This is a genomic window from Brenneria tiliae, from assembly GCF_023347575.1.
Lineage (GTDB): Bacteria > Pseudomonadota > Gammaproteobacteria > Enterobacterales > Enterobacteriaceae > Brenneria > Brenneria corticis.
In genome coordinates, this window is sequence record NZ_JAKPCB010000102.1 from 446,949 (window position 1) to 460,212 (window position 13,264).

Annotated in this window: 8 protein-coding genes; 3 read left to right on the forward strand and 5 right to left on the reverse strand. The window is 57.3% G+C overall.

Annotated elements, in window-relative coordinates; genetic code table 11:
* The first annotated feature begins 432 nt into the window (after window positions 1–432).
* Window positions 433–1,878 (forward strand): membrane-bound lytic murein transglycosylase MltF, encoded by a 1,446-nt coding sequence (gene mltF, locus MFP24_RS20740; protein WP_249232159.1) that lies wholly within the window; start codon window positions 433–435, stop codon window positions 1,876–1,878.
* A 13-nt stretch (window positions 1,879–1,891) separates the two neighbouring features.
* Here the strand turns inward: mltF and tadA are convergent, their stop codons facing one another.
* The 3 genes from tadA to murQ form a co-directional block, all read right to left on the reverse strand.
* Window positions 1,892–2,395, reverse strand: coding sequence for a tRNA adenosine(34) deaminase TadA (gene tadA, locus MFP24_RS20745; RefSeq protein WP_318011351.1), 504 nt, complete (start codon window positions 2,393–2,395; stop codon window positions 1,892–1,894).
* Window positions 2,396–2,468: 73 nt separating this feature from the next.
* Window positions 2,469–3,107, reverse strand: a complete 639-nt coding sequence (yfhb, locus tag MFP24_RS20750; protein ID WP_249232160.1) for a phosphatidylglycerophosphatase C — start codon at window positions 3,105–3,107, stop codon at window positions 2,469–2,471.
* Between the two features lie 54 nt (window positions 3,108–3,161).
* On the reverse strand, window positions 3,162–4,070 hold the full coding sequence (gene murQ / locus MFP24_RS20755; protein WP_249232161.1) for an N-acetylmuramic acid 6-phosphate etherase: 909 nt from the start codon (window positions 4,068–4,070) through the stop codon (window positions 3,162–3,164).
* A gap of 169 nt (window positions 4,071–4,239) precedes the next feature.
* Between murQ and lapG the strand changes: the two genes are divergently transcribed.
* The gene (gene lapG / locus MFP24_RS20760) at window positions 4,240–4,926 is read left to right on the forward strand and encodes a cysteine protease LapG (protein ID WP_249232162.1); all 687 of its coding nucleotides are present in this window, start codon (window positions 4,240–4,242) and stop codon (window positions 4,924–4,926) included.
* A 9-nt stretch (window positions 4,927–4,935) separates the two neighbouring features.
* Window positions 4,936–6,879 carry a cyclic di-GMP receptor LapD gene (lapD, locus tag MFP24_RS20765; protein ID WP_249232163.1) on the forward strand — a complete coding sequence of 648 codons (1,944 nt, stop codon included), beginning with the start codon at window positions 4,936–4,938 and terminating at the stop codon, window positions 6,877–6,879.
* A gap of 63 nt (window positions 6,880–6,942) precedes the next feature.
* Here the strand turns inward: lapD and MFP24_RS20770 are convergent, their stop codons facing one another.
* On the reverse strand, window positions 6,943–7,287 hold the full coding sequence (locus MFP24_RS20770; protein WP_249232164.1) for a tryptophan synthase subunit beta: 345 nt from the start codon (window positions 7,285–7,287) through the stop codon (window positions 6,943–6,945).
* A 77-nt stretch (window positions 7,288–7,364) separates the two neighbouring features.
* Window positions 7,365–13,229 (reverse strand): immunoglobulin-like domain-containing protein, encoded by a 5,865-nt coding sequence (locus MFP24_RS24115; RefSeq protein ID WP_249246722.1) that lies wholly within the window; start codon window positions 13,227–13,229, stop codon window positions 7,365–7,367.
* Window positions 13,230–13,264 lie beyond the last annotated feature (35 nt).

Genomic DNA, 13,264 nt, shown 5'->3' on the forward strand with positions numbered 1-13,264 from the left:
TAAAGTTCTCTCGTCTTCGATGCACTGACCGGCGTGCAGTCATTGGGCGCTACAGGGGGGAAACGCGCGCCATTATAGTGAATCCTTCCCGCGGACGAAACCGTTTGCGCGGTTATTGTTGCACATCGCATGGCGGCATAGGTTAATCATTAACCAAATCAATAAAAGTTGCACGCCGGCGCTTTGTTACGCAAAATGCCCCGACTCTGGGACTTTCGTATAAAAAATCGTCGGGAACGATTTTCAACGTCGCTTGCGACGGCCCTCTGGGCGAGTCTCATGGATGAGACGAGTAAAAAATCGTCGGGAACGATTTTAAACGCCGCTTGCGGCGGCCCTTTAAGGGTGGCGGGCAGGATAGCCCGCCATAAAAAATCGCCGGGAACGGTGGCTACAGACTAAGAGGCTGGCAGGCCGCAGAGAGACGACTATTTGAAGCGTTTAAAATTAAACTATTTTTTCATCGGGGTTATCACGCTGCTGCTGGCGCTGGCCTTATGGCCCAATATCCCCTGGCGCAGTAGTCAGGACGATCAGCTCAGACAGATCCTCTCGCGCGGCGAGTTGCGGATCAGCACCATCGACTCGCCGCTGACTTACTATCTCAGTAAAGGCGCCGCGGCAGGTCTCGATTATGAACTGGCGAAGCGTTTCGCCGACTATCTCGGCGTCAAGCTGGTGGTTTCGTCGCGTAAAAATCTTGACGATCTTTTTGACGACCTGGATGACGACGATGCGGATATACTGGCCGCCGGGCTGATCTACAATCATGAGCGCCTGGGGCGTTACCGCGCCGGACCGACCTATTATTCGGTCTCGCAACAGCTGGTGTATCGCCTGGGGAACGCCCGTCCCAAAACGCTGGAAAAATTAACCGGCCGCCTGGCCGTAACCTCCGGATCCGCGCACATCGCCACGCTGCGCGATCTGAAAAACGACAAGTATCCGCAGCTAAACTGGGAGTCGGCTTCCGAGCTGACCACTCAGGAGCTGCTGAAAGAGGTGGTTGACGGAAAGCTCGACTATACGCTGGGAGATTCCGTCACCATCGGTTTAATGCAGCGCATCCATCCACAGCTCGCCGTGGCGTTCGATCTCAGCGATGAAGAGCCGGTCACCTGGTATATGCGGCGCTCGAATGACGACAGCCTGGCGGCGGCGTTGCTGGATTTTTTCAGCCGCATCGTTGAAGACGGCACCCTCGCCCGGCTGGAGGAAAAATACCTGGGCCACGTGGGCGAGTTCGATTACGTCGACACCACCACCTTCCTCAGCGCCATTGATGAAACCCTGCCCGATTTCCAGCCGCTGTTTGAAAAATACGCGACGGAGATCGACTGGAAACTGCTGGCCGCCATCTCCTATCAGGAGTCGCACTGGAATCCGCTGGCCACCTCGCCGACCGGCGTTCGCGGGCTGATGATGCTCACCCGCAATACGGCGGAAAGTCTGAACGTGACCGACCGTCTCGACCCGGAACAGAGCATTCGCGGCGGCGCGCAATATATGTCGCATATGATGCAAAAAATGCCCGACACCATTCCCGACGATGAAAAGATCTGGTTCGCGCTGGCGGCCTACAATATGGGGTACGCCCATTTGCTGGACGCCCGCAAACTGACAGCCAAACAGCAAGGCAATCCGGATAGCTGGGTCGATGTGAAAATACGCCTGCCGATGCTCAGTCAGAAGCGCTACTACACGCAGACGACTTACGGCTACGCGCGCGGACAGCAAGCCTACAGCTACGTGGAAAATATTCGTCGTTATATGGTGAGTCTTGAAGGGTATTTGCTGGAGAAAGAGGCCAGGGCAAAACTGCGGCTGTTGTCGGCGCAGGCTTATCCGGCCGTCGCGCCGGATAAAGTGCCGGAATAAGCCAGAGCCGCGCTTAATTCGAGGCCTTTTTTTCCGCGTCCCGCCGCGCTTTATGCTGCTCGCGGCGCCGGCGGAAAAAATCGCTCAGCGTGGCGGAACATTCGGCGGCCAGGATACCGGAATCGACGGCTATCTGATGATTCATGCCGGGATGGCGCAGAATATCCACCAGCGACCCCGCGGCGCCGGTTTTTTCATCCGCCGCGCCGTATACCAGCCGGCCGATGCGGCTGTGGATCATCGCCCCGGCGCACATAATGCAAGGCTCCAGCGTCACATACAGGGTGGTATGCAGCAGGCGGTAGTTCTGTAACGCCGCCCCGCCCTGCCGCAGCGCCATGATCTCGGCATGGGCGGTGGGATCATGATGCCCGATCGGGCGATTCCAGCCCTCGCCCACCACCTGGTTATCCAGCACCAGCACCGCGCCGACCGGCACCTCGCCTTCATCCTGAGCGCGCCGGGCCAGCGCCAGCGCATGGCGCATCCAATATTCATCATCCAGTACGCGGCTCACGATATCCTCTTACGCTATTTTCAGCTGTCACTTTTGGCGGCGGGCATTATACACGGACAACGCCGGAGAGGAATTACTCCAACTGCTGCAAACTGCCGTTGGGCGTCACCCGCCAGCGATGCTCGCAAAAATAGAGCAGCGGGTTATCCTGTTTACTGTCGCTGTAGCCGCTATAGAGCTTCAGCGGCGCGCCCAGACGCCGTTCCATCTGAATGACTTTTTCCTGCCCCAGACAGCGCAGCGTCAATACCCAGCCGCCGCAGCGCCGGGTAATCTGGCTCCCCATCAGCCGGACGCCGGGCAAAAAAGGCGCATCATGGTAGACCTGCTCCACCAGCCGCTGCGGCGAACCGGTTACCAGCCAGACCTGCGTCTGGGTATCCTGTAAATATTCTTTCAGCCGCTGCTGCACCTGCGGGAAAGGCGTCACCTGACGGCGGAAGTGACTGACGAACAGCTGTTCCAGGCGCAGCAGATTATCTTCGCGGCGGCCAAAAGTAATCGCCCATAACAGCCAGCTCATCGGCCAGCGGGCGGCGCGGCCGCGCACCAGCAAACCGGCGCCGATAACCGGCAATAGCGGGAGCACCAGCAGCAGATTTAGCGGCAACCTCTTGAGCAAAAAACGCAAAAAACTACCGAACATATCCTGTTGATGCAGCGTGCCGTCCAAATCAAAAAACACGATGCGCAGGTCTGGCTTATCACTCAAAACGTCACTCCTTGGCAATCCGTTAACAAAAATAAAAGACGATGTTTTATCGCATCAGGCAATCAGCGCCTCGCGCAGATAGCCATTATGGCGTATCAGCTTCTGCCGTGCGTCTTGCGCGCTCACTCCGCTCAGAATCATCAGAATAGCAGGTTTCACCTCATTCCCCGTCTGCGCCAACGCCTGCCGCGCCGTCTCCGCATCCGCGCCCGTGGCTTCGATGACTATCCGGCAGGCGCGATCCAGCAATTTGACGTTGGTGGCTTTCACATCCACCATCAGATTCTGGTACACCTTGCCCAGCTTAACCATGACGCCGGTGGAAATCATATTCAGCACCAGCTTTTGCGCCGTTCCCGATTTCAGCCGGGTCGATCCCGTCAAGGCCTCCGGGCCGACAACCGGCGAAATGGCCACCTGGGCTTCCCGCGCTATCGGAGAGTGCGGATTGCAGGAGATGGCCGCGGTACGACAGCGCAGACGGCGGGCATAGCGCAAGGCGCCGATAACATAGGGCGTTCTGCCGGACGCCGCCAGGCCGATCACCATATCATCCGCCGTGAGATTGAGCGCGACAAGGTCGGCCTCGCCCAGCGCCGGATCGTCCTCCGCCCCTTCCACCGCGTTAAGCAACGCCCCCGGACCGCCGGCTATCAGGCCGATCACCAGCCCGTGCGGCACCCCAAAAGTCGGCGGGCACTCCGCCGCATCCAGCACCCCCAAGCGGCCGCTGGTTCCCGCTCCGAGATAAATCAGCCGTCCTCCGGCTTGCAGCGCCGCCGTCGCCAAATCGACCGCGTCGGCGATCGCCGGCAATACCTGGCGGATAGCCTCCGGCACCTTTTGATCTTCCTGATTAAAAGCCCGCATCATTTCCAGCGTAGAGAGCTTGTCCAAATCCATCGTGGCGGGATTACGGGTTTCCGATACCAGTTTCCCTAAATGGAGAACACCTGAATTCATCTTGCTTACCTCATGCATTGCGCCGCTCTTTTTCTTGCCGCGTTATCCTGCTGCCATAGTAATCACTTTTTGCCGCTATAAAAGTAAGATATTCTGCAACTATATCTATAACCTGATTTATTCGTCTGCGCGCGGTTGAGACTGCCCGTTGGGCACACAGAGAACATCGGTGCAATACCTCTTGCCTAAGGCATCCTGTTACAAGCTTTTTCTCTTCTGCTGTCTGCTGTTACTGCTGGCGGGCTTTCTGCGCGCGGACTGGGACTTCCCCCTGATTACCCAGCGCACGGAGCAGCTTTACGGCCCCGCCGCGCCGGAAGCCAGACGAAGAATTAACGAATGGCAGGCATTGCTGACCGCCCAACGCAATGCGGGGGAACAACAACAGCTGACAGCCGTGAACCGTTTTTTTAATGACCGCTTGCTGTTTCGCGATGATAGGGTCATCTGGAATCAGGAAGACTACTGGGCCAGCCCCATAGAAGCGCTGCGCAAAGGCGCGGCGGATTGCGAAGACTACGCGATCGCCAAATACTTCACCCTGCGCCAGTTAGGCGTAGCGAGTGAAAAACTGCGTATCACTTACGTAAAAGCGTTGCGTCTTAATCAGGCCCATATGGTGCTTACCTATTATCCGACGCCGACCGCGATCCCACTGGTGCTGGATAACCTGACGGGCAAAATTCAACCTGCGACCCAGCGCACCGACTTACTGCCGGTTTACTCCTTTAATGGAGAGGGATTATGGTTACCGGGCGCCAGCGGCAACAAGCGCGTCGGCGACAGTAAACGGCTTTCGCGCTGGCAGGCGTTATTAACCAAAATGCGCGCCGAAGGATTTTCAATTGAGGAGTAGGATGAGGCTATGTCTCTATACAAACAATTACTGATAGCCATCTGCCTGTTCGTGCTGATTATTTTCAGCGGGAGTTTTTTCGTCAGCCTGGAAAACTCCCGCGAGCATTCCAATAACCAGCTGCGTTCCCACGCGCAGGATGCGGCAACCGCGCTGGGGTTGTCCCTGACGCCGAATATTGACGATCCGGCGATGGTGGAGCTGATGGTCAGCTCCATCTTTGACAGCGGCTACTTTTCCAGCATCCGCGTTCGCGATTTAAAAACGGATAACATTACCCTGGAGCGCACGGCGTCCCCGGAAGTGCCCGACGTCCCGGCCTGGTTTGTGCGGCTGGTTAATCTGCAACCCGGCGCGGGCGAAGCGATAGTCATGCGCGGCTGGGAACAGGCGGCCAAGGTGGAAGTGGTCAGCCACCCGATGTTCGCCGTCACGCGGTTATGGAAAAGCAGTTTGGCCACGCTTATCTGGCTGCTCAGCTGCGGTACGCTCGGGGTGTTGCTCGGGGCGATACTGCTGCGCCGCCAGCTGCGCCCGCTGGACTATATGGTCCAGCAGTCGCTGGCCATTACCCGCCGCGAGTTTCTCAGCCAGCCCGATCTGCCCAGCACGCCCGAGTTCCGCCGCGTGGCGCAGGCGATGAATCTGATGGTCAGCAAGCTGAAAACGCTATTTGAGGAAGAAGCCGAACGCAGCGAGCGCCTGCGTCAGGATGCCTATCAGGACCCGCAGACCGGTCTGGCCAACCGCCGCGCTTTCGATATTCAATTTCAGGACAAACTTGCCGATGACGAGACGTCGCCGGGCTTCCTGATTATGATCCGCATTCAGGATCTATCGGGCATGAACCAGCGGCTGGGAGGACATCGCACCGATACGCTGCTGGCCTCCATCGGACAGATCATCCGCACCACCCAAAAGCAGTACGTCACCACGGAAAGCCTGTCCGCCCGTATCCGCGGCGGCGAATTCGCCCTGCTCTGCCCCGGACTGGTGGATAAGGAAGCCTTCGCCCTGATAGGCGAACTGACGCGCAACATTGAAAGCCTGTATTTGACCGGTGAAACCGACGTCTCCCCGGTGGCCAGATTTTGCATGGTGCCGTTCCGCCCCGGAGATAGCGCGCAATCGCTGCTGATCCACGGCGACCAGGCGCTGACCAGCGCCGAAAGCCACGCCGATACAACCACCGTTGATAAACCGCAACCCTCGGAACAGGTGGAAACCGACCGGCATATGTGGTTTAACCGCCTCGATCCGATACTGGAACAGGAACGGCTACAGCTTTTCCTGCAACCGGTGGTGGAGTGTCTCAATCCGGATAAGGTGCTGCATCATAAGGTGCTGGCGAGAATTGAGGATGAACAGGGAAACAGTATTGCCGCGGGCCGCTTTCTGCCGTGGGTACAGCGTTTTGGCTGGAATACCCGGCTGGATCAGGCGATGCTGAAACTGGTATTGGATTATCTGCGCCGGCATGAGGGAACGCTGGCGTTAAGCCTCTCCTGCAACACCGTCCTCGACCTGTCTTTAATGGCTCGATTACTGGCGCCGTTGAAACAGCAGCCTCATCTGGCCGGACGTCTGATTCTGGAATTAGATGAGAATCAGCTGCCGGATTCCACGCAGTTCGATGCGTTAATCAAGCTGCTGAACGAATATGGCTGCGCGCTGGGGCTTCAGCACTTCGGCGGCCGCTTTAATATGATCGGCAATTTATCGCAATGGGGTCTGGCTTACCTGAAAATAGACGGCAGCTATATCCGCGATATCGATCGTGAAGAAGATAAAAAAATGTTTATTGAAGCAATGTATCGCGCCACCAATAGCATAGCGTTGCCGCTTATCGCCGAACGCGTGGAAACAGCCGGCGAATTGGCCGTGCTCCAGGAAATGGGGCTGCAAGGGGCGATGGGACGTTTACTGGGAGAACCGGCGCCGGCCGCGAAGTGACGGTCAGACGGCCAAATGAAAACGGCCCCAGCGGGCCGTTTTTCATATCTACCATTGCGATAATCAGAACATACCGTCTTCATCATCGCCGATCAGCTTGTTCAATCCGCCGTTCAACGCTTCACGCGCCTGTGCCCGACCAATCAGCTTTAACTGCGCCGCCGGCGGAAAATCAGTAATACTGATCACCCCTTTATTAATGAGTACCTGAATCAAATCTTCAAGTACCCGCACCATTTCCAGGTCGCTCTGGCGCAGCTGTTGCAAACCGTCCAGCGCCGTTTGATGACTTTCGTACCACGCCAACGCCTCCGTTGAGTCCTCAGCCAGTTCACCATTCATTTCAGGAAAAGGACGCTTCTCAATCCTGATCAGGTGACCGTTACCATTACGCTGGATATAAAACATACTCAGAGACCTTGTTAAGCGTTCTTGATAAAGAAAGGAACCCCATCGCCTGAGGTTCCACTCTACGCAATGCCCCGTCAGCCCTGGGATTGTTCCGGCTTGCTGACTAAACTTTCCAGAGACGGCAACGCACCGCTATAGTGATCAAGCGTAATGGATACCGCCACCGTGCCTCCGCTGTCGCCCGTGAAATTGCCTTCCGTGCTGACTTCAATCGTCGGCGAGCCATTGCTTTCCGTAATGCGGATATAGTTGCTGATATCGGTTCCTTCTTCCAGCTCGCCGACCAGATCGCTTAAGTCGATCCTGTCGCCTTCGCCGATATTGAAGTCTTTGATAACGTCATGGCCGACATCCCCGGCCTGCCACTTAAAGATGTCAGCCCCGGCACCGCCGGTCAACACGTCATCGCCCGCGCCGCCGATCAGAATATCGTCGCCGGTCCCGCCGAGCAGAGTGTCGTTGCCGTCGCCGCCATACAGGATATCATTGCCCGCGCCGCCGATCAGCGTATCATCGCCGCCCTGACCATACAGAATGTCGTCGCCTGCTCCACCGTTCAGAATATCGTTGCCGTCACCTGTTGATGACAGGTTGAATTCATCGCTGTGGGCGACGATATAATCGTGCATCGACTTGGCGGTTACCGAGGACGTATCGCCGTCCGTCGTTTTGTCGGCGATATACTGCTGTAAGGCGTTATATCCGTTGCTTTCAATATGATTAAACTTGACCACGTCGCCGAATATAATGTCGTGCCCGATCCCGCCGGAAACCGTATCATCCCCCGCCGGCAACTGGGTATTGCTCCCCAGTATCGCCTCACCGAGAGCGGAAGGATCGATATCGGACTGCACCTGGCCGTCGCTGTCGAAATGCTGGAGGTCGGCGGCGCTCAGGCTCTTACCCAGACCAATCGCCTCAACGACGGACAGCGCGCCAAGGATGGCGAACGTGTTGATGGAGTTTGTCCAGGTGGCGGGGCTGGTTCCATTCCCCCATCCCGCGCGGTAGGAGGCTTCAAAGGTACCGTCGCCCTGCGCGCGCAGTTGCCCGATAACCTTATCCGACCATCCCCATCGATTCTGAGAATATTGATAGACGTTGCCAGCAGCATCAATCAGCGTACGCTCAAAGCCGCCGATATTCACGGTAACCACATCGCCCGCCTGATAATTATCCACATCCAGAATATCGTCCAGCCGCAGCGTATTTCCCCACCGGTCGGTGGCGATGGCCGGGTTGGTAATCTCATTGCCTTGATAATACGTCGGCTGGCCGTCGGTAATAAAATAGGTCAGATTATTGCCGGCATTGCCGGTTACCTGATCGCTTAGGAACCAGTTGGCCGTCGCTTTAAATACATCCTCATAGTTGGTGCCGCCGCCGGCCCTCATGCTGTCAAGCGTGGCGGTCAATTTCGACAGCGCATCGCTGTCCGCCAGATTGACGGACACCGTCTGCTGCACCTGGCTGTCGAAGTCCGCCAGGAACACATTCACCGTTCCCGCATTGTCGCCGCCCGCGCTCTCGATCAGACTATTAAACACTTTCGTCAACTGCGCCCGCGCATTGGCCATATCCGCGTCAGTCATACTGCCGGACGAATCGACGATAAAGGCGATGTTATAGTTCTCGCCGTCCACCACCTGCAGACCTGCGACGTCGGAAACGACGATATCATTGCTAAGCGTCCCGCTAATATCATCATCACCGGTAGAACCGACGATCACCCCATACTGCTCGACCTCTTCCGATGAGTAACCCACCGCCGAGTCATGATTCAGCGACTCGGTCGATGTCGCTTCGGCAATAACATCGAACTTGCCTGCCGACACCGGCACGCGAATGCTGATATCTGCGGTGAACGACTGCGCGTTGCCGGTATTGGGGATCAGATAGGTTCCCTCGTCGCCCACGGTATAAAGCACCGTATCGCCGGAAAGGATTTGCGTGCCGGACGGCAGACCGGACAGGGTAATGCCGGACAGCGTTTCGCTGCCGTCGGTATCCGTCAACGCGGCGGAGACTGTGATGGAATGCGCTTGATAGCCGCTTTGCGCCGGGATCACTTCGACCGTGGTGGTGCCGTCGTTATCCGCCACATAGCTGGAGCCATCGCCGTAGATCACGCCTTCCAACTGGTTGCCGCTGCTGATTAGCTGCCCGTTGCCGTAAACGTTCACCCCGTCGAACGTATTCACATTGCTGGCGGCATTGTTGTTGGTCGAGTTGCTGACGCTGTATTTGGACGTATCGCCGTCCTGAAGGAAGATATAGTCCGGCGACGTGCCGCTGGCTTCCGAAGCGCCGTTGCCGCTGACCTGATTCAGGCCGCGCTTGGTGCCGTCCTGGATATAGCCGGAACCGTCATGCACCACATAGACATCTGAGTAGCTACCGCTGCCGTTGATATTCCCCTGATTGTAATAGGCAATGACGCCGTTACCAACCACCTCGGGAACCGGATCCCCCTGCGTCAGCCAGACGCGCACGCCATCGCCGATAGCGACGATCTTGCCGTCCTGAACATCGAATCCGCCGTTTTCGCTGCCGCCGTTGACCTTGATCGTCCCCGGTATAAACGTAGTTTCACCACTGGCGATGGTCAGGCTGACATCCGGCGCATCCGCCACCGGCGTGATATTGATATTTAACGACGCGCTATCGCCAACGTTGCCGGCGCTATCGATCGGCTGATACGCAAATCCGCTGTAAGGAGCGCCGGCGGCATTAGCCGCCGCTTCAAATCTCAAATCGCTATTTTCCGCCGTAAACACCTGCCCGACGCTCACCGCTTTCCAGCTACCGCCATCGTTAAAGTACAGGGTTCCCTCGCTGGCGGGCGGCAGAGCAGATATAACGATACTGGCGGTGTCGGCGGAGGCCCCAAGGTCGCTCCAGCCAATATGCAGCGGCGTATCTTCCGAACCGGTCACGGAACTATCGTTAGCAACCGGCGGCGTAGTATCCGCGACCGTAGCCGGCGCGCCCAGCCGCAGATCTTCAAAGGTTTTGCCCGTCACGCCGGCATCAACGAGGCCCAGCGTAACGCTGCCCGCATCGGCGCTCTGCGCCAGCACGGTATAGGCCGCACTCTGCTCGCCGGCCCGGATGGTCACCGTGTCGCCATTGCTAAGGGTGACCAGCAGATCGTCGGCCAGCACCCGATCCACCTTGACGGTAAATACCGCCTCCTGCGCTTCGGTCATATCGCCGTTGCCAGCGATCGTCACGTTGACGGTGTCGATGGTATCGGTGACGTTTACCGTCGCATCGCCGCCCAACTGCAGATCTTCAAAGACCTTGCCGGCCACTTCCGCCTTGTCGAGGCCCACGGTGACGCTGCCCGCATCGACGTACACATCATCGCCCTGCGCCGGCACGGTGTAGGCTGCGCTCTGCTCGCCGGCCAGGATGGTGACCCTGTCGCCATTGCTCAGGGTGACCACCAGATCGTCGGCCAGTACCCGGTCAACCTTGATGGTAAAGACTGCATTCTGTGCTTCGGTGACGTCGCCGTTGCTATCGATCGTCACGTTGACCGTATCCACCGTATCGGTAACGGTCACTGTCGCTGTATCGCTGGTATCCAATTGCTCAAAGTTATGCTCGCCCGCGTCGGTTACGCTTAGCGTGTAGCTTTCGCCGTCTTGATAAACATCGTCGTTTTGTACTGCAAAGGCGCTCGAAGTGCCCATCGTCGCTCCGGCTGCAAAGGTAATGGTGGCACCATTGCTCAACGTCACCGTAAAGTCGCGATCGGTGGGATTACTCAGTGTGGCGCTAACGGTGGCACTGTCGCTGCCTTCCGCTACCGTAATATCACCCAGCGTTAGCGTGGTGGTATCTACCGTGTCGGTCACCGTCACTGTCGCGGTATCGCTGGTATCCAGTTGCTCAAAGTTATGCTCGCCCGCATCGGTTACGCTTAGGGTGTAACTTTCACCATCCTGGTAAACATCGTCGCTCTGTACCGCAAAAGCGCTTGAGGTACCCGTCGTTTCCCCGGCCGCAAAGGTAATGGTGGCGCCATTGCTTAGCGTCACGGTAAAGGCACGATCGGTCGGGTTACTTAGCGTGGCGCTAACGGTGGCGCTATCGCTCCCTTCCGCTACCGTGATATCACCCAGCGTTAGCGTGGTGGTATCTACCGTGTCGGTCACCGTCACTGTCGCGGTATCGCTGGTATCCAGTTGTTCAAAGTTATGCTCACCGGCATCCGTCACGCTCAGGGTGTAGCTTTCGCCGTCTTGATAGACATCGTCGCTCTGCACTGCAAAAGCGCTTGAGGTACCGGTTGTTGACCCGGCTGCAAAGGTAATGGTCGCGCCATTGCTTAACGTCACGGTAAAGTCGCGGTCGGTAGGATTACTCAGCGTGGCGCTAACGGTAGCACTATCGCTACCTTCCGCCACGGTCACATCACCCAGCGTCAATGTGGTGGTATCTACGGTATCGGTAATATTTACCGTCGCATCGCTACCCAGTTGTAAATCTTCAAAGGTTTTACCGGCTACGCTGGCATCGGTAAGACCCAGCGTTACGCTACCCGCATCGGCGTACACATCGTCGCCCTGCGCCGGCACGCTATAAGCCACACTCTGCTCACCGGCCTGGATAGTAACCTGCTCACCGTTGCTCAAGGTGACCACCAGATCGTCGGCCAGTACTCGGTCAACCTTGATGGTAAACACTGCGTCCTGTGCTTCGGTCACGTCGCCGTTGCTATCGATCGTGACATTTACAGTGTCGACTGTATCGATGACGGTCACCGTGGCTTCATTACTGGTCAGTTGCTCGAAGTTATGCTCACCCGCATCCGTTACACTTAGGGTGTAACTTTCACCGTCCTGATAAACATCGTCGCTCTGTACTGCAAAAGCGCTTGAGGTACCGGTTGTTGACCCGGCTGCAAAGGTAATGGTCGCGCCATTGCTTAACGTCACGGTAAAGGCACGATCGGTGGGATTACTTAGGGTGGCGCTAACGGTAGCCGCGTCACTACCTTCCGCCACCGTGATATCGCCCAGCGTCAGCGTGGTGACATCGGTGGTATCACTGATCTGCACCGTAGCCGGGGCACCCAAGTGTAAATCTTCAAAGGTTTTGCCGGCCACTTCCGCCTTGTCGATACCTACGGTGACACTGCCCGCATCGACGTATACATCATCGCCCTGCGCCGGCACGCTATAAGCCGCACTCTGCTCGCCGGCCAAGATGGTGACCTGCTCGCCATTGCTTAGGGTGACCACCAGATCGTCGGCCAGTACCCGGTCAACCTTGATGGTAAAGACTGCATCCTGTGCTTCGGTGACGTCGCCGTTGGACTCGATGGTGACGTTGACGGTGTCCACCGTATCGGTGATCGTAACGGTGGCTTCATTGCTGGTCAGTTGCTCGAAGTTATGCTCACCGGCGTCGGTCACACTTAGGGGGTAGCTTTCGCCGTCACGATAGACATCATCGTCCTGCACCGCAAACGCGCTCGAGGTACCGGTTGTCGCTCCGGCCGCAAAGGTGATGGTGGCCCCGTTGCTTAACGTCACGGTAAAGTCGCGATCGGTAGGGTTACTCAGCGTGGCGCTGACGGTAGCGCTGTCGCTGCCTTCCGCCACAGTCACATCGCCCAGCGTTAACGTGGTAACATCGGTGGTATCACTGATCTGTACCGTAGCCGGGGTACCCAGTTGTAAATCTTCAAAGGTTTTGCCGACCACTTCCGCCTTGTCGAGACCCACAGTGACACTGCCCGCATCGACGTACACATCGTCGCCCTGCGCCGGCACGCTATAGGCCGTACTCTGCTCGCCGGCACGGATAGTCACCTGCTCGCCATTGCTTAGGGTAACCACCAGATCGTCGGCCAGTACCCGGTCAACCTTGATGGTAAAGACTGCATCCTGTGCTTCGGTGACGTCGCCGTTGCTATCGATCGTCACGTTGACAGTATCCACCGTATCGGTAACGGTCACTG

Bases quoted from the DNA above. Each gene is read 5' to 3' on its own strand.
- murQ (WP_249232161.1), bottom strand. From the start codon at position 4,070: ATGAATTCAGGTGTTCTCCATTTAGGGAAACTGGTATCGGAAACCCGT.
- lapD (WP_249232163.1), top strand. From the start codon at position 4,936: ATGTCTCTATACAAACAATTACTGATAGCCATCTGCCTGTTCGTGCTG.
- MFP24_RS20770 (WP_249232164.1), bottom strand. From the start codon at position 7,287: ATGTTTTATATCCAGCGTAATGGTAACGGTCACCTGATCAGGATTGAG.